Origin of the sequence: Pseudoduganella sp. R-43 (genome assembly GCF_049913255.1) — a bacterium.
Taxonomy (GTDB): domain Bacteria; phylum Pseudomonadota; class Gammaproteobacteria; order Burkholderiales; family Burkholderiaceae_D; genus Rugamonas.
In genome coordinates this window covers 3,629,816-3,647,514 of sequence record NZ_CP183988.1, presented here as the reverse complement: position 1 = coordinate 3,647,514, position 17,699 = coordinate 3,629,816, and the positions used below count along the sequence as shown (strand labels likewise).

The following is a 17,699-nucleotide window of genomic DNA, read 5'->3' as shown; positions in this document are numbered from 1 at the left end:
AGCCCCACCGTCTTTTGGACTGGTGGGGCTTTCTCGGGATTCTGGCGGAGCGGACGGGGCTCGAACCCGCGACCCCCGGCGTGACAGGCCGGTATTCTAACCAACTGAACTACCGCTCCAGGTAGTGTGTGTGCGTTTGCTGGCGGAGCGGACGGGGCTCGAACCCGCGACCCCCGGCGTGACAGGCCGGTATTCTAACCAACTGAACTACCGCTCCAGCATTCACAACACAGGTACTACGTCTTGTTTAAGCCTTGGTGGGCGTTGAGAGGGTCGAACTCCCGACCTAATCCTTGTAAGGGATCCGCTCTACCAACTGAGCTAAACGCCCGCTTAAACTGCCCGGTAAGCATCACTGCTTACCGAAGGCCATTATTGTACAGCGTCTTTCAACGCTTTACCAGCTTTAAATTTAGGAACTTTTGCTGCGTCGATCTTGATCTCTTCCTTGGTGCGCGGATTGCGGCCGGTACGGGCTGCGCGCTCGCTCACGGAGAAGGTGCCAAAGCCAACCAGGGTGACGCTGTCGTTCTTGGCCAGGGTGGTGGTTACGCCATCGATCACAGCATCCAGGGCGCGTGCAGCAGCGGCCTTGGAGATGTCAGCGGAAGTCGCGATGTGGTCGATCAGTTCGGTCTTGTTCATTACAGTCCCCGTCACAAAGGTTTATATCGTTTATACCGTTTTTTATGCCGCGTTTTTGATGCGTATAAAAATCTCAGGGCCGTATTAGACAGGCGGGGGTTGCACTGTGTCAAGGGTAGAAATGAAAAGGGCGCCATTTCTGGCGCCCTTTTTTACCGGCAAAACCGGCAAACCAGTGTCTGACCCATTGGGTCAGACACTTGCCCTCCGGTTTAATGTTTAACTACTTCACTTCCGTCGGCGGTCGCTGCGACTGCCGGTACTTCAACCGGCGCGGCCGCTTCCACGATCGGCTCCGGCTGGCGTTCCAGCGCGACTTCCAGCACCTTGTCGATCCAGCGCACAGGGACGATTTCCAGCTTGTTCTTCACATTGTCCGGAATCTCGGCCAGGTCCTTCACGTTCTGCTCAGGAATCAGCACGGTCTTGATGCCGCCGCGATGCGCTGCCAACAGTTTTTCTTTCAATCCGCCGATCGGCAGCACTTCGCCGCGCAGCGTGATCTCGCCGGTCATCGCCACGTCCGCACGGACCGGAATGCCGGTAAAGGTCGACACCATCGCCGTGGTCATTGCAATACCTGCCGATGGACCATCCTTCGGCGTCGCGCCTTCCGGCACGTGGATGTGGATGTCCTGCTTCTCGAACACTTCATTCTTGATGCCGAGGCGCGAAGCGCGGCTGCGCACCACGGTGCGGGCTGCCTCGATCGACTCTTTCATCACGTCGCCCAAAGTACCGGTGCGGATCACATTGCCCTTGCCAGGCATGCCAACCGATTCGATGGTCAGCAGGTCGCCGCCCACTTCGGTCCAGGCCAGGCCGACCACCTGCCCCACCTGGTTGGTTTTCTCGGCGACACCGAAGTCGTAACGGCGCACGCCCAGGAACTTGTCCAGGTTTTTCGGCGTGACGCTGACCTTCTTGTCCGACTTCTTCAGCAGCAGCATCTTCACGACCTTGCGGCAGATCTTGGAGATTTCACGCTCCAGCGAACGCACGCCCGCTTCACGGGTGTAGTAGCGGATGATGTCGCGCACCGCTGCTTCGCTGACGGAGATTTCTTCGTCTTTCAGGCCGTTGTTCTTCACCTGCTTCGGCAACAGGTAGCGCAAGGAGATGTTGGTCTTCTCGTCTTCCGTGTAGCCGGACAGGCGGATCACCTCCATGCGATCCAGCAAGGCCGGCGGAATATTGTACGAGTTCGAAGTCGCCACGAACATCACGTCGGACAGGTCGAAGTCGACTTCGATGTAGTGGTCCGAGAAAGTGTGGTTCTGTTCAGGATCCAGCACCTCCAACAAAGCCGACGATGGATCGCCGCGGAAATCCGCACCCATCTTGTCGATCTCGTCCAGCAGGAACAGCGGATTGCGCACGCCGACTTTCGCCAGCGACTGCAGCACCTTGCCCGGCATGGAACCGATGTAGGTACGGCGGTGGCCGCGGATCTCGGCTTCGTCGCGCACGCCGCCCAGCGCCATGCGCACGTATTTGCGGTTGGTGGCCTTGGCGATCGACTGGCCCAGCGAGGTTTTGCCCACGCCTGGAGGACCGACGAAGCACAGGATCGGCGCCTTCAGCTTGTCCACGCGCTGCTGGACTGCCAGGTACTCGACGATGCGTTCCTTGATTTTTTCCAGGCCGTAGTGGTCGTGATCGAGCACTTTCTCAGCGTTGGCCAGGTCGTTGTTGACCTTGGACTTCTTCTTCCATGGCAGCGACACCAGGGTGTCGATATAGTTGCGCACCACGGTCGCTTCAGCCGACATCGGCGACATCAGCTTCAGCTTCTTCAGCTCGGCCTGCGCCTTTTCCAGCGCTTCCTTCGGCATCTTGGCGGCGGCGACTTTCTTCTCGAGTTCGTCGATATCGGCGCCCTCTTCGCCCTCGCCCAGCTCCTTCTGGATGGCTTTGACCTGTTCGTTCAGGTAGTACTCGCGCTGCGACTTCTCCATCTGGCGCTTGACGCGGCCACGGATGCGCTTTTCCACCTGCAGGATATCGAGCTCGCCTTCCAGCTGGCCGAGCAGGTGCTCCAGGCGCTTCGAGACTTCGATGATTTCCAGGATCACCTGCTTCTGCTCAAGCTTGAGCGGCAGGTGCGCAGCCACGGTGTCGGCCAGGCGGCCGGCGTCGTCGATGCCCGACAGCGAAGCCAGGATCTCAGGCGGGATTTTCTTGTTCAGTTTGACGTACTGGTCGAACTGCTGGACGATCGCACGGCGCATGGCCTCGATCTCCGACTCATCGCCCTGCTCGGATTCGAGCGGCATCAGGTCGGCAATGAAATGGGTTGGGCTATCGGTGATCTTCTTGATGCGTGCACGCTGGGCGCCCTCGACCAGCACCTTCACGGTGCCGTCAGGCAGCTTCAACATCTGCAGGATGTTGGCCACGCAGCCGATTTCATAGATATCCGATGGCGAAGGTTCGTCCTTGGCAGCGGCTTTCTGTGCTGCCAGCATGATGCTCTTGCCCTGCTCCATGGCAGCTTCGAGCGCCTTGATGGACTTTGGTCGGCCAACGAACAACGGAATTACCATGTGCGGGAAGACAACGACATCACGCAGTGGCAACAGAGGCAGTTGAGTTTGCTCAGTTAATTTGGTAGTTGTCATGGCGTACCTTATTTTAAAAGCTTGGTTCTGATATAGGCCCCAGCGGCCAATTCACAAGCCCTATGCTGCAATTATATTTGCTTTGAGAAAATGCAGTTTTACTCTAACTAAACGCCGCAATAAAGCCATTTTTGGAACAAAAAAAGCCACGCGCGACAGGTGATCGCGAGTGGCTTTTCGACTGAAGCCGGCGTTATGGTTATTGAGACCGATTGTAACGCCTTGCCTCAGGGATTCAAAACCCTATTTAGTTTTCCCCTGCTGCTTTTGGGGTTTCCTGATAAATCAGGAGGGGTTTTGCGCCACTGGTGATCGTATTTTCATCAATTACGACTTTGGTGACGTTCGTTTGGTTTGGCAGGTCGAACATAATGTCCAGCAGGGCGTGTTCCAGGATCGAACGCAGGCCGCGGGCGCCGGTCTTGCGGGCCAGCGCCTTGCGGGCGATGGCGTGCAAGGCGGCAGGACGGATTTCCAGTTCCGCGCCTTCCATTTCCAACAGCTTGGAGTACTGCTTGACCAGCGCGTTCTTCGGCTCGACCAGGATCTCGATCAGGGCCTCTTCAGTCAGCTCGGCCAGGGTTGCCACGACCGGCAGGCGGCCCACCAGCTCAGGGATCAGGCCGAACTTGATCAGGTCTTCCGGCTCCGCGTCCATCATCAGGTCGCTGTTCGAGCGCTGTTCCTTGCTCTTCACTTCCGCGGCAAAGCCGATACCGGACTTTTCGGAACGGTTGGAAATGATCTTGGCCAGGCCATCAAAGGCGCCGCCGCAGATGAACATGATGTTGGTGGTGTCGATCTGCACGAAGTCCTGGTTGGGATGCTTGCGGCCGCCCTGCGGAGGCACGGAAGCCATGGTGCCTTCGATCAACTTCAGCAGCGCCTGCTGCACACCCTCGCCCGATACGTCGCGGGTGATCGATGGGTTGTCGGACTTGCGGGAAATCTTGTCGATTTCGTCAATGTAGACGATGCCGCGCTGTGCTTTTTCCACATCGTAGTTGCAGCTCTGCAGCAGCTTCTGGATGATGTTTTCCACGTCTTCGCCCACATAACCGGCTTCGGTCAGGGTGGTGGCGTCGGCGATCACGAACGGCACATTGAGCATGCGCGCCAGGGTCTGGGCCAGCAGGGTCTTGCCGGAGCCGGTCGGGCCCACCAGCAGGATGTTGGACTTGGCCAGCTCGACGTCGTCCTTCTTGCCCAGGTGCTTCAGGCGCTTGTAATGGTTGTACACGGCCACGGACAGGATGCGCTTGGCAGTCGACTGGCCGATCACGTACTGGTTCAGCAGATCGGTGATTTCCTGCGGGGTTGGCAGGTCCGATTTCGCGCCCGTGACAGATTCGATGCTGGACGTCTCGTCGCGGATGATGTCATTGCACAGGTCAATGCATTCATCGCAGATGAAGACGGACGGGCCGGCAATCAGCTTCTTCACCTCGTGCTGGCTTTTGCCGCAGAACGAGCAGTAAAGGAGTTTTTCACCGCTGGAGGATTTTTTCTCTGACATGGGACTAATCTTTAGTTTTGGTGCAAGTTTACCGTGCGCACAAGCAAGAAATCCTGCGCACAACCACATGCTACCCGAAATAAAAGCAAAACGCCCGAACGTTGTAGCGTCCGGGCGTCGACTTGCAAGGACGCTTATGCGCGACTGGTCAAGACTTTGTCGATCAGGCCATATTCCGCTGCTTCGTCCGAGGACATGAAGCGGTCGCGGTCGGTATCCTTGGCGATTTGCTCGATCGACTGACCGGTGCGCTCAGCCATGATGCTGTTCAGGCGATGGCGCAGGTAGAGGATCTCTTTGGCCTGGATCTCGATGTCCGACGCCATGCCTTGCGAGCCACCGGACGGCTGGTGGATCATGATGCGGCTGTTCGGCAGCGAGAAACGCTTGCCCTTGGCGCCTGCGGCCAGCAGGAAGGCGCCCATCGAGGCGGCCATGCCGGTGCACAGGGTCGACACGTCAGGCTTGATGAACTGCATGGTGTCGAAGATCGCCAGGCCCGCGGAAACGGAACCACCTGGGGAATTGATGTACAGCGAGATGTCCTTGTCCGGATTTTCGCTTTCCAGGAACAGCAGCTGGGCAACAATCAGGTTGGCCATCTGGTCGTTGACCGGACCGACCATGAAGATCACGCGTTCCTTCAGCAGGCGCGAGTAGATATCGTACGAGCGCTCACCGCGGCCGCTTTGTTCGATCACCATCGGCACCAGGCCGAGCATTTCCGTATCGAGTGCGGGATTACGATTCATTCCAATTCCTTGTTTTGCTGCCAAACCAATAAAAACGGGGTCAGACCCAAGGGTCAGACCCCGGTCGGCGACTGCCGCGTTGCTGGGGTCTGACCCTGTGGGTCTGACCCCGGGTTACCGGTTTGGCGGTTAACCAAGCTATTAAGCTTGTACGCTTCCCATGAGTTCGTCGAAAGGAATTTCTTTCGAGACGTTCTTGCACAGGCCCAGGACGTAAGTAACGACGTTTTCTTCCAATACAAGAGCTTCGACTTCAGCCAGGCGGCGGCGATCGGAGTAGTAGTACTTCAGCACTTCGCGTGGATCTTCATAGCTTTGTGCGAAGTCTTCGATCTGTGCCTTCACCTGGTCAGGGGTAGCCTGCAGGTTCTGGTCGCCCACCAGCTTGGACAGGATCAGGCCCAGGCGCACGCGACGCTCAGCCTTGTCCTTGAACAGCTCTGGAGGGAATGGTACATCTTTTACGTTCATGCCGCGCTGGGCCATGTCCTGGCGGGTCATTTCAGCCAGGCGCTCGGTGTCTTGCGCGATCAGCGACTGCGGCACTTCCAGGGTCGCGGTCTTCACCAGGGTGTCCATCACGGCTTCTTTGTTGCGAGCCTTGACGCGGCCTGCAACTTCGCGCTCCAGGTTCACCTTGATGTCTTCGCGCATTTTGGCCAGGTCGCCGTCAGCCACGCCCAGGGACTTGGCGAACTCGGCATCGACTTCCGGCAGGTGCGCCCATTCCAGGTTCTTCAGGGTGATGGTGAACTCGGCGGTCTTGCCAGCCACGTCCTTGCCATGGTAGTCCTCTGGGAACGACAGCGGGAAGGTCTTGGATTCACCGACCTTCAGGCCGACGGTAGCGGCTTCGAATTCCGGCAGCATGCGGCCTTCGCCCAGGACGAACGGGTAGCCTTCAGCTTTACCGCCTGGGAACTCAACGCCGTCGATGGAGCCGACGAAGTCGACCGTCACGCGGTCGCCGTTAGCAGCGATCGCTTCGCCGCCGTCGCCGTGTTCGCCCTTCTCGCCCTTCACGTGGAAGTGCACGCGCTGTTTGCGCAGGATGTCGATGGTCTTGTCGATTTCTACGTCGGTCACGTTGGACTTGACGGTTTCGATCTCAACCTTGGTCAGGTCGCCGACTTCAACTTCCGGATACACTTCGAAGGTTGCGTCGAAGGACAGTTGGCCCTCTGGTGCGTCTTGTTTTGGCTCGATGCGTGGGAAACCGGCAACGCGCAGCTGGTTTTCGTTGGCTGCGTCGTTGAAAGCGCGGCCGACTTTGTCGTTCAGCACTTCGGTTTCGATCTGGTAGCCGTATTGTGCGGCAACCATCTTCATTGGCACTTTACCTGGACGGAAGCCAGGAGCACGTGCGGAGCGAGCCTGCACTTTCAGGCGCTTTTCCACTTCGGAACGCACGTCCGACAGTGGGAAGGAAATCGTCATGCGGCGTTCGAGTTTGCCCAGGGTTTCAACTGCAGTGGCCATTGTAAAAATCGTCCAATAAAAATTTAAGTGTACTTATGGTGCGAGGAGGGGGACTCGAACCCCCACACCATTGCTGGCGTCAGGACCTAAACCTGGTGCGTCTACCAATTTCGCCATCCTCGCGGCATATTTGCACAAAAGCAAAGGGCGACCTTACAGTGAAAACGGGGTCGCCCGGGGCTTTCAACTTCAACCCGGCATTCTATACGGTGTTTCTGGAGTGCGGTAGTGCTTTTTTGCGTATTGCGCAACATTTGGGCAAAACCGGCAACCCAGGTGTCTGACCCACAGGGTCAGACACCGATTCGCGGCAGCCGCAGGTCGGGTGTCAGACCCCATGGGTCTGACACCGGTTTACCGGTTTGGCCTGGGCACGCGGAACCACGCAGCATACAAAGCCGGCAAGAACAGCAACGTCAACGCAGTCGCCAGAATCAACCCACCCATGATCGCCACCGCCATTGGCCCCCAGAACACGGACCGCGACAAGGGAATCATGGCCAGCGCCGCCGCTGCCGCCGTCAGGATAATCGGACGGCAACGCCGCACAGCCGATTCCACAATCGCATCCCAGGCCGGCACACCAGCCTTGATGTCCTGCTCGATCTGGTCCACCAGGATCACCGAGTTACGGATAATCATGCCGAACAGCGCGATAATGCCCAGGTTCGCCACGAAGCCCAGCGGCCTTCCCATCACCAGCAGCGCCATCGCCGCACCCGCCACGCCGAGCGGCCCGGTCAGGAACACCAGCAGCGCACGCGAGAAGCTGTGCAACTGCAGCATCAGCAAGGTAAAGATGATGAACACGGCCAGCGGCAGGTTGGCGGCAATCGACTCCTCCGCCGCGCTGCTGTCCGAGGCGGCGCCTTTGACCTTGATCTCATAACCCGGCGGCAGCTTGGCGCGCAGTGCGTCCAGCTTCGGATTGATCTGGCCCGACACGGTTGGCCCCTGCACACCCTCCACCACGTCCGACTGAACGGTGATCGCCCATTCCCTGCCCTCGCGCCACACCACGCCCGGCTCCCACACGAAATGCACGCGCGCCAGCTGCGAGATCGGCACCGAACGCCCGCTATTGGTCGGGATGTAGGTGTCATTCAGGACCGCAATGGTACTGCGTTCGTCCAGCGGCTGGCGCACCTGGATGTCGATCAGGCGAATACCTTCGCGGAACTGGCCAATGGGCGTGCCGGAAAGGATCGTGTTCGCGGCACGCATCACTGTTTGCGAAGTCACACCCAGCGCGCGCATCTTGTCCTGGTCCAGGTCGAGGCGCAGCACCTTGATCGACTCATTCCAGTTGTCGTTGACGCCCACTGCATTGGGATTGGCACGCATGATGTCCTTCACCTGGTCGGCAATGGAACGCACGCCATCAACCTCGGTGCCAGTAATGCGGAACTGCACCGGGTACGGCACCGGCGGACCATTCGGCAGCAACTGCACGCGGCCGCGAACTTCCGGGAAGTCGGTCTTGAAGACATGGCTGATCTTCTTGCGCAATTCCTCTCGTGAATGCAGGTCCTTCGCCAGCACCACGGTTTGCGAGACGTTCGTCTGCGGGAAGATCTGGTTCAGCGGCAGGTAGAAGCGCGGGCTGCCAGTGCCGACGTAGGTCGTCACGCTTGCCACGCCTGGCTCCTTGCGGATGAATTCCTCGAATTTCTTCGCCTGGCGCTCAGTCTGCGCGAATGCAGTGCCTTCCGGCGACCACATTTCCACCATCAGTTCAGGGCGGCTGGAGTCAGGGAAGAACTGCTTCTCGATGAACTTGAAGCCGTACACGCCAAGGAAGAACACGACCAGCGTCGCCACAATCGTGGTCTTACGGTACTCCACGCACCAGTTCACGACGGCGCGGAACTTGCGGTAGCCCGGCGTATCAAACAGTTCGTGGTGTCCGCCGCCTTCCGAGTGCGGCTTCACTTTCAGCAGGATGTAGCCGATATAAGGCGTGAACACGACGGCCACGATCCACGAAGTCACCAGCGCAATCGCGTTGACGGAGAACAGCGAGAAGGTGTATTCGCCCGCCGCCGATGCGGCGAGCCCGATCGGCAGGAAGCCGGCGACGGTGATCAGGGTGCCCGTCAGCATCGGCATGGCCGTGGAGGTGTAGGCGAAGGTCGCCGCTTCCAGCCTCGAATGGCCCTCTTCCATCTTCCGCACCATCATTTCAACCGCAATGATGGCATCGTCGACCAGCAGGCCAAGCGCGATGATGAGCGCGCCCAGAGAGATCTTGTGCAGGTCAATGTCCAGGATGCGCATGAACAGGAAGGTCACCGCCAGCACCAGCGGGATTGTCAGCGCCACCACGAGGCCAGGCCGCGCGTCGAGGCGCAGCTTGGGCTTGGTGTGCAGGCCGAGCGAGACGAAGCTTACCGCCAGCACGATCAGCACCGCCTCGACCAGCGTGTGCAGGAACTCGCCCACCGACGCCGTGACAGCGGCCGGCTGGTCTGACACGCGCTCCAGCTCAATGCCGACCGGCAGCTTGGTCTTCATGGCATTGACGGTCTTTTCCAGGTCCTTGCCCATCTGGATGATGTTGCCGCCCTTCTCCATCGACACGCCCAGGCCGATGACTTCTTTGCCGTTGAAGCGCATCTTGTCGCGCGGCGGATCAAGGTATTCGCGCTTGATGGTCGCGAAGTCGCCAAGACGGAAGGTCGTGTTGTTGGCGCGCAGCTCGAGTTCTTCCAGGTCCTTGACCGTGCGCAGCGCACCCGAAACGCGCACTTGCAGGTTGTCGGTTGGCGTCACCACGACGCCGGTCGCCTCCACTACGTTCTGGGTCGTAATCTGGTTGGCAATCTGTTCGATGGTCAGTCCCAACTGGGCAAATTTCTTGTGCGAGAATTCGATGTTGATCTTCTCATCCTGCACGCCAAACAGCTCAACCTTCGATACCTTTTTCACGCCGAGAAGCTGCTGGCGCACCAGGTCCGCGTAGTCTTTCAGCTCCGCATAGGTAAAGCCATCGCCGGACAGCGCGAATATCGAGCCATAGGTATCACCGAATTCATCGTTGAATACGGGTCCTTGCACGCCCGACGGCAGCGTCGACCGGATGTCGCCGATCTTCTTGCGTACCTGATACCAGGCCTGCGCCACCTCTTTCGGCGGCGTCGACTCGCGCAAGCTAAGAATGATCAGTGTCTGGCCCGGCTTTGAATAGCTTGTGATCTCGTGGACAAACGGCGTTTCCTGCAGCTTCTTTTCCAGCTTGTCGGTAACCTGCTCGGCCATCTGCAGCGAGGTAGCGCCCGGCCAGAAGGCCTGCACCACCATGGAACGGAAGGTGAACGGCGGATCTTCATCCTGCCCCAGGTTCTTGTAGGCGAGCATGCCGCCCAGGAGCAGCACCGCAATCAGGTAGCGCGTGAGCGGGATGTGCTCCAGCGCCCAGCGCGAAAGGTTGAAGCCCTTCATTTGGCGGCTCCGAGGATGGTCACTTTCTGGCCAGGCTTCAGCAGGTTGACGCCGGCGGTGACCACGGTCTGGCCGGGCTTGACGCCGCTGCCCAGCACCAGGTCATTGCCCGATACCCCGCTCACCGTGACGGGCACCAGGCGCACCACGCCGTTCTCGACCACCCAGACGGAGGTCGCCGCCTTTTCATGGAACAGCGCCGTCAGCGGCACCTTGATCTGCGGTTGCGGCGTGCGCGAGGCGAAAGCCACCAAGGCGGTCATGCCCAGCTTGGCCTCGGCCAGGCTGGCAGGGATCGAGACGCGGAAGGCGTAGGTACGGGTGAACGGGTCTGCCACCGGCGAAATCTCGCGGATCTTGCCCGGCACCGATTTATCCGGGCTGGCCCACAGGCGCACATGCACGTCCGAGATATTGCGCAGCGTATCGACCTTGTCTTCCGGCACGCCAAACACGATTTCCTTTTCGTCGGTCTTGGCAACGCGAACTACCGGCGTCCCCGGCGATACGACTTGCCCTACTTCCGCATCCACGGCGGTGACAACGCCGTCGATGTCCGATTCAAGGCTCGCGTAGCCGGCCTGGTTGGACATGCCGCGATATGCCGCTTGCGCCGAGTCCACCTGGGCCTGCGCCGACTTGTAGGCGGACAGCTTGGCATCGAGGATGGCCTGGCTGACGAAATTCTTTTCGCGCAGCTCCTGGTAGCGCTTCAATTCTGCACTGGCCAGGTCGCGCGTGGTTTCAGCAGCGCGCAGAGCCGCCATCGACTGGGCCTGCGACAGCTTCAGGTCCTGCGGGTCGAGATCCATCAGCACCTGGCCGCGCTTGACGACGCTGCCCACATCCACTTTACGGGAGATAATCTTGCCTCCAACCCGGAACCCGAGACGCGATTCGACGCGCGAACGGACTTCACCGGAGAATTCGGCATTCACATCGATATCCGAGCTTTGCAGCACCATGGCGCGCACGGGCCGGATGTCTTCGGTCTTGGGGGCTTCTTTCGAGCAGGCTGCAAGCAGCAAGGCGCAGGCTGCAACCAGGGGTAGTTTTTTCGCTGCGAACACGATGGAATTCCTTTTTGGTGTCTCTGGCAATTGCCGGGTGTATATGTTTGCCATTATTATTTCCCGTTTGGAACTAAATGACTTTCCGTTTAGTAAGAAAAAAATTATAGCCGGGTCAACCGAACTTGCAAATGACTTTCGCGTCATTAATTTAGAACAGCACCTCTATGTCCGTTGACCATTACGAGAATTTCCCTGTCGCTTCCATCCTCGTGCCGCGCCGTTTACGCCCGGCGGTGGAGACGATTTACGCCTTCGCCCGCAGCGCCGACGATATCGCCGACGAGGGCGACGCCACGCCGGAACAGCGCCTGGCGGGCCTGACCGCTTACGAGGAAGCCCTGGGCCGCATCGAGCGCGCCGAAGGCGGCCATGAACCGATGTTCGAACGGCTGGCAGCCGTGATCGCGCAGCACAAGCTGCCCATGCGCCCTTTCTACGACCTGCTTTCCGCCTTCAAGCAGGACATTGTGGTGCACCGCTACCAGGACTACGCCTCCCTGCTCGATTACTGCGCCCGCTCGGCCAATCCGGTCGGCCTGCTGATGCTGCACCTGTACGGCGCGGCCGATGAGGAGAATATCCGCCAGTCGGACGCCATCTGCTCGGCGCTCCAGATCATCAACTTCCTGCAAGATGTCGCCATCGATGAACATAAGGAGCGTATTTACATTCCGATGGAAGACCTGGCGCGTTACGCGCTGTCGCCAGCCCACCTGGCACGCCCCGACAACAGGGCGAAGTGGCGCGCCATGATGAAATTCGAAGTCGACCGCGCCCGCGCCCTGATGCTTTCGGGCGCGCCGCTGGCTTGCCGCCTGAAAGGCCGCATTGGACTGGAGTTGCGCATGGTGGTCCAGGGCGGCCTGCGTATTCTGGAGGCAATCGAGGAAGTCGATTACGACGTTTTTCTGCGTCGGCCCAAGCTTGAAAAGCGCGACTGGTTCAAGGTTTTCTGGCGCGCGCTTCGGATGAAGCCGTCTTCACTATAAAATAGCGCCTTTGTCAGCATTACCAAAGCCATAAGAACATGTCCCCCGACGAATACTGCCAGCAGAAGGCCGCCGCCAGCGGTTCCAGTTTCTACTACAGCTTCCTGTTCCTGCCGCCGGAGCGCCGCCGCGCTATCACTGCGCTGTACGCCTTTTGCCGCGAAGTCGACGACACCGTCGACGAGTGCAGCGATGAATCGCTGGCGCGCATCAAGCTGGCCTGGTGGCGCAATGAGATCGCCCAGATGTATCAGGGCAAGCAGACCCACCCGGTGACGCAGGCTTTGCAGCCGCATATTGCGACGTATGACCTGAAGCAGGAACATATGCAGGCCATCATCGACGGCATGGAGATGGACCTGAACCAGACCCGCTATCTCGATTACGCCGGCCTGACGAAGTACTGCTGGCATGTGGCGAGCGTGGTCGGCATCCTGTCGGCGTCGATTTTTGGCGTGACGAGGCCGGAGACGCTGCAATATGCCGAAAAGCTGGGCCATGCCTTCCAGCTCACCAATATCATCCGTGACGTGGGCGAAGATGCGCGCAAAGGCCGCATTTACCTGCCTGTCAACGAACTGCAGCAGTTCAACGTAACTGCCGCGGACCTGTTGAATGCCCGCGAGACCGAGAACTTCTCGAAGCTGATGCAATTCCAGGTGGCGCGTGCCCAGAAGGCTTATGACGAGGCGTTTGCGCTGTTGCCGAAGGAAGACCGCCGCGCCCAGCGCCCGGGCCTGATCATGGCGGCCATTTACCGCACCCTGTTAAATGAAATCGAGGAGGATGGCTACCACGTCCTCAAGCAGCGCATTTCCCTTACGCCTATCCGCAAGCTGTGGCTGGCGTGGAAGACCTGGGTTCGTGGCTAAGCACTTCGCCGTTGCCGGCGGCGGCTGGGCGGGATTCGCCGCCGCCGTAGAACTCGCCCGGGCCGGCCACCAGGTGACCGTTTTCGAGGCTGCCCGCTCGCTGGGCGGCCGGGCGCGCCGCGTATCTTTCGACGGGCGTGAACTGGATAATGGCCAGCACATCATGCTGGGGGCTTATTCGGAATCGCTTCGCATCATGCGTGCGGTTGGCGTGGATTTGCGTTCCGCCGTACTCACGCTGCCCTTGCAGATGCGCTATCCGCCCGGTGGCGACGGCATGGATTTCCTGGCGCCGCGTTTGCCTGCGCCCCTGCATGTCGGCATTGCCCTGTTGCGGGCGAAAGGCCTGGCGCGCGAGGACAAGATGGCCCTGGCCCGCTTTACCACGACTGCGCGCTGGATGGATTGGCGCTTGAACAATGATTGCAGCGTGGCCGAGTTGCTGGAACGCTTCGACCAGACGCCAAGGCTGGTGGCGTTGATGTGGCGGCCGTTGTGCCTCGCCGCCCTGAATACGCCGCCGGAACGTGCTTCCGCGCAGGTGTTCCTTGCCGTGCTGCGCGACAGCCTCGGCGCACGACGGGCAGCATCGGACATGCTGGTTCCCCGTGCCGACCTGTCCGCCCTCTTCCCCGATGCCGCCGCCGCCTGGCTGCAAGGCAAGGGCAACACCGTCCATCTCGGCGCAAAGGTCACTTCCATCGGCTCCGAAGCCGGAGGCTGGACCGTCGAGGCAAGCGGCGCGGCTGTTGGCGGCGACTGGACCGGCAAGTTTGATGGCGTCGTACTCGCCACCTCCCCCACTGCGACCGCCGCACTGCTCGCCAGCGCACACCGCGCCGGGGCCAGCGAAGCCGCAAATCCTTCGGAATTCGCCGAACTGGCAAGCCAGCTTGCGGCATTCGAGCCCGAACCGATCACGACCTGCTACCTGCAATATGCCCCGGACACGCGGCTGGCAATCCCGTTTTACGCCCTGATCGACGATCCGGCAACCCAGCGCTGGGGCCAGTTCGTCTTCGATCGCGGCCAGCTCGATGCCAAGCATGCCGGCCTGTTCGCCGTCGTGATCAGCGCCTCAAGTGACGCCGCAAGCCTGCCGCAGGAGGAGCTGGCAGCGGCGATCGCCGCACAACTGGCTGCCGACCTGGCGCGGCCCGAGCTTGGCAATCCGGCCTGGTCCAGGGTCATCACGGAAAAGCGCGCCACCTACGCCTGCACGCCTGCCCTCAAGCGCCCAGCCAACGAAACGCCGGCAAAAGGGCTGGTCCTGGCCGGCGATTACACGGCCGGGGAATACCCCGCCACCCTCGAGATGGCCGTCCGCAGCGGCGTCCAGGCGGCGCACCTGCTCGCGAAGGCGAAACCTTGATGTCCCGCCTGTCCGGCGTTTTGCTCGCCTGCTCCCCCATTTCTGCATCCTGTCGTAAACAGCTCGAGCCCCTCCAGTGCCAGCGATACAGTGCAATCATGGAACAACAGGAGGCTTGAGTTTCCAATGCGCAAGAATGAGTACCTCGACGCACTGAAGAAAGCCCTCGCCGGCTTGCCGCCCGACGTGGCGGCCAAGACGATGGCTTACTACGAACAGCGTTTTATCGACAGCCTGGCCGCCGGCAAGACTGAAGAGGAAATCGCCGCCGAGCTGGACGAACCGCGCAAGATCGCGATGACCCTGCGCGCCAACGCCCACCGCAGCGCATTCGAGCAAAAGCGCAACCCGGCCAACCTCGCCCGCATGGTGTTTTCCCTCATTGGCCTCGGCATCTTCAACCTCTTCATGGTGGTCCCGGCCGCGGTCTTTTCTGCCTTGCTGGTGTCGATTTACGCCAGCGCCTTTGCCTTTTACATCAGCGGGATCGCCATCACTGCAACCGGCCTGGCGGGAGCCAATGAACTGGTCCTCACCGGCCCATTGCGCCACCTCGTCGTCTTCGATGATGGCGACCAGGTTGATGCCCGCATGCAGACCAGGATTTCGATCAGCGACCAGGGTGTCGAAGTGTTACAGGAACCTTCGGCGGGGCTGCGCAAGGAATGGGATGAAGCGGACAGCAAGTCCGAACAGTGGCTGGAAGGCGCGGAAGCCATGGCTGAAGGCGGCGTACGCATCACCTCCGACCTCGATAACGAATCGCGCGCCACGCAAACCGCGGTCGGCATCGGCCTGGTATTGCTCGGTATCGCATTGAGCCTGGCAAGCATCGTGATCACGCGCTACTCGCTGATCGGCTTGAAACGCTACATCCAGATGAACGTTGCGCTGCTGCGCGGCCAATGAAAGGAAACGCAATGAACATCCGTTCCCTGCTCAAGATTGGCTTTGGCATGGCATTGCTGGCGGTGCTGCTGACGGCCGTCACTTACAGCATGCTGCGCGCCCAGGGCGCCGCCAATCCCACCAGCGTGGCCGGCCGCGCCGCCCGCACCGAAGTGCGCGAAATCAGCGCAACGATTTCCAATGTCGAACTGGTCGGACCCATCGACCTGCGCCTGAAACAGGGCGATGTGCCATCCCTGAAGGTGCGCGGCGAACAGCGCCTGCTGGGCAATATCGGCACCGAACAGGATGGCGCAACGCTCCGCATCGGTTCCAAGGGCTTGCTGCTGCATCCACGCCGCCCGATTGAGGTCGAGCTGGTACTGCCGTCCCTGAACGAGCTGGTGGTCAATGGCAGCGGCGACAGCAACGTCAATGGCTTCAGCGGCGAGCACCTGAGCATCCAGTTGCAAGGCTCGGGCAACCTGACCTTCAATGGCCGCTACAAGAATGTGGAAGCCGGCGTGCACGGCAGCGGCGACCTGAACCTGAACACCGGCCACGGCGAGAAAGTCGCCCTGGAAATGGTCGGTTCCGGCGCCATTACTTCCAGCGGCAGCTGCAAGGAGTTGACGGCCGAAGTGACCGGTTCCGGCGACCTGGACGCCCAGCACCTGGCGACGGACAAAGTGGTGGTGGCCCTGCTGGGCTCCGGCACCACCAATGTCTTCGCCCGCCAGTCGGCCGATCTCACCGTCAAGGGGACCGGCAATATCCGCGTGTTTGGCAACCCTTCCGAACGCAACGTCAGCCGCAGCGGCTCAGGCGGCGTGAGCTGGGTGCATTAAGTAGCGCAACATGTCCTTGCCGGCGGCCAGGCCGCTGGCGAAACAGGCCGTGAGCAGGTAGCCGCCGGTCGGCGCTTCCCAGTCCAGCATTTCTCCGGCTACGAACACGCCCGGCATTGCCTTCAACATCGTTCCTTCCAGCGCTTCGAATCGCACGCCACCAGCACTGCTGATCGCCTCGTCAATCGGGCGCGGCGCATACAGCGTGATTGTCAAGGCCTTCAAGCTTGCTGCCACGCGCATCGGGTCATGGAAGGCGTCCTTGTCCAGAACTTCGTGCAACAGGCCGGTCTTGACGCCTTTGATGTGGAGGCGGCTTTGCAGGAAGCTCGACATCGAGCGCGAACCGCGCGGGTGCGACAGTTCCTGTTGCAAGCGCTCCAGCGGCCAGTCCGGCAACAAGTCCAGCTCGATGGTCGCACTGCCATGCGCTGCGATACGGTCGCGGATCCCAGAGGACAGCGCATACACCAGGCTGCCTTCCACGCCGGTCGCGGTGACAACCATCTGGCCCTTCCGGCCGCCAATGGCCACGGTGGTCAGGGGCTGCCCCGCATACTTCTGCGAGAAATGCGCGCTCCAGCGGGCATCGAAGCCACAATTGGCCGGCACCAGCGGCGCAACTTCGACGCCGCGCCCGGCCAACAGGGGCTGCCAGGCGCCATCCGAACCGAGGCGCGCCCAGCTTGCCCCACCCAGTGCGAGCAATACCACACGATGTTGCACATTGCGCTCGCCTTCCGGCGTCTCAAAACGCAAGCCACCTTCCTCCGTCCAGCCCAGCCAGCGATGGCGCTGGTGGAAATGCACTCCGCTTTGGCGCAGGCGATGCAACCAGGCGCGCAACATGGGCGCTGCCTTCATCTCGGTAGGAAAGACCCGGCCTGAGGTGCCGACAAAAGTGTCGATGCCCAGACCGTGCACCCAGGCGCGCAGATCGTCGGGCTTGAAAGCATCGAGCATCGGGCGCAAGGCAGCGGCACGGCTGCCATAGCGGGCCACGAATGCTTCGTAAGGCTCGGAATGGGTCAGGTTCATGCCGCCGCGGCCGGCCAGCAGGAACTTGCGGCCGACCGATGGCATGGCGTCATACACATCCACACGCACACCTGCCGCTGCCAACACTTCAGCCGCCATCAAGCCCGCCGGCCCGCCGCCGATCACCGCTACACCTTGTAATTGATTGCTTTCCATAGGGGCAGC

At 60.5% G+C, this 17,699-nt stretch carries 13 protein-coding genes and 4 tRNA genes; 5 read left to right on the top strand and 12 right to left on the bottom strand.

All coding sequences use genetic code 11. The features are described from left to right. Window positions 1–42: 42 nt before the first annotated feature. The 11 genes from ACN9M3_RS16655 to ACN9M3_RS16605 all read right to left on the bottom strand — a co-directional run bounded on the left by ACN9M3_RS16655 (window position 43) and on the right by ACN9M3_RS16605 (window position 11,524). Window positions 43–119 (bottom strand) — tRNA-Asp (locus tag ACN9M3_RS16655). A gap of 21 nt (window positions 120–140) precedes the next feature. Further along, window positions 141–217 (bottom strand) — tRNA-Asp (locus ACN9M3_RS16650). 38 nt (window positions 218–255) lie between these two features. After that, window positions 256–331 (bottom strand) — tRNA-Val (locus ACN9M3_RS16645). A 41-nt stretch (window positions 332–372) separates the two neighbouring features. Further along, a complete protein-coding gene (locus ACN9M3_RS16640; RefSeq protein WP_055927923.1) occupies window positions 373–645 on the bottom strand; it encodes an HU family DNA-binding protein in 273 nt (90 codons plus the stop codon). A 212-nt stretch (window positions 646–857) separates the two neighbouring features. After that, window positions 858–3,266, bottom strand: coding sequence for an endopeptidase La (gene lon, locus ACN9M3_RS16635; protein ID WP_426161540.1), 2,409 nt, complete (start codon window positions 3,264–3,266; stop codon window positions 858–860). Window positions 3,267–3,513: 247 nt separating this feature from the next. Then, window positions 3,514–4,782 (bottom strand): ATP-dependent Clp protease ATP-binding subunit ClpX, encoded by a 1,269-nt coding sequence (gene clpX, locus ACN9M3_RS16630; RefSeq protein ID WP_426161539.1) that lies wholly within the window; start codon window positions 4,780–4,782, stop codon window positions 3,514–3,516. 134 nt (window positions 4,783–4,916) lie between these two features. Beyond that, the gene (clpP, locus tag ACN9M3_RS16625) at window positions 4,917–5,534 is read right to left on the bottom strand and encodes an ATP-dependent Clp endopeptidase proteolytic subunit ClpP (RefSeq protein ID WP_055927915.1); all 618 of its coding nucleotides are present in this window, start codon (window positions 5,532–5,534) and stop codon (window positions 4,917–4,919) included. Window positions 5,535–5,675: 141 nt separating this feature from the next. Beyond that, entirely contained in the window at window positions 5,676–7,013 is a 1,338-nt protein-coding gene (gene tig / locus ACN9M3_RS16620; RefSeq protein WP_426161538.1) for a trigger factor, read from the bottom strand. A 36-nt stretch (window positions 7,014–7,049) separates the two neighbouring features. Beyond that, a tRNA-Leu gene (locus ACN9M3_RS16615) sits at window positions 7,050–7,136 on the bottom strand. Window positions 7,137–7,367: 231 nt separating this feature from the next. Further along, entirely contained in the window at window positions 7,368–10,454 is a 3,087-nt protein-coding gene (locus ACN9M3_RS16610; protein ID WP_426317990.1) for an efflux RND transporter permease subunit, read from the bottom strand. Beyond that, on the bottom strand, window positions 10,451–11,524 hold the full coding sequence (locus tag ACN9M3_RS16605) for an efflux RND transporter periplasmic adaptor subunit (protein WP_426317989.1): 1,074 nt from the start codon (window positions 11,522–11,524) through the stop codon (window positions 10,451–10,453). Before ACN9M3_RS16605 ends, ACN9M3_RS16610 begins: the two co-directional genes overlap by 4 nt. Before the next feature lie 167 nt (window positions 11,525–11,691). Here ACN9M3_RS16605 and hpnC point away from each other — a divergent pair, with 167 nt between their 5' ends. The 5 genes from hpnC (at window position 11,692) to ACN9M3_RS16580 (ending at window position 16,496) form a co-directional block, all read left to right on the top strand. Beyond that, a complete protein-coding gene (gene hpnC / locus ACN9M3_RS16600) occupies window positions 11,692–12,516 on the top strand; it encodes a squalene synthase HpnC (RefSeq protein WP_426317988.1) in 825 nt (274 codons plus the stop codon). A 38-nt stretch (window positions 12,517–12,554) separates the two neighbouring features. Beyond that, complete coding sequence (hpnD, locus tag ACN9M3_RS16595; protein ID WP_426161534.1) at window positions 12,555–13,388, top strand: presqualene diphosphate synthase HpnD; 834 nt, start codon at window positions 12,555–12,557, stop codon at window positions 13,386–13,388. Then, window positions 13,381–14,760 (top strand): hydroxysqualene dehydroxylase HpnE, encoded by a 1,380-nt coding sequence (gene hpnE, locus ACN9M3_RS16590; protein ID WP_426317987.1) that lies wholly within the window; start codon window positions 13,381–13,383, stop codon window positions 14,758–14,760. Before hpnD ends, hpnE begins: the two co-directional genes overlap by 8 nt. A 126-nt stretch (window positions 14,761–14,886) precedes the next feature. Continuing rightward, the gene (locus tag ACN9M3_RS16585; protein WP_426317986.1) at window positions 14,887–15,669 is read left to right on the top strand and encodes a DUF1700 domain-containing protein; all 783 of its coding nucleotides are present in this window, start codon (window positions 14,887–14,889) and stop codon (window positions 15,667–15,669) included. An 11-nt stretch (window positions 15,670–15,680) separates the two neighbouring features. Further along, window positions 15,681–16,496, top strand: coding sequence for a head GIN domain-containing protein (locus tag ACN9M3_RS16580; protein WP_426161531.1), 816 nt, complete (start codon window positions 15,681–15,683; stop codon window positions 16,494–16,496). On the opposite strand, the gene ACN9M3_RS16575 is transcribed toward ACN9M3_RS16580, so the two are convergent. Then, the gene (locus ACN9M3_RS16575) at window positions 16,470–17,690 is read right to left on the bottom strand and encodes an NAD(P)/FAD-dependent oxidoreductase (RefSeq protein WP_426317985.1); all 1,221 of its coding nucleotides are present in this window, start codon (window positions 17,688–17,690) and stop codon (window positions 16,470–16,472) included. The two genes, ACN9M3_RS16580 and ACN9M3_RS16575, sit on opposite strands and share 27 nt — an antisense overlap. Window positions 17,691–17,699: the final 9 nt, after the last annotated feature.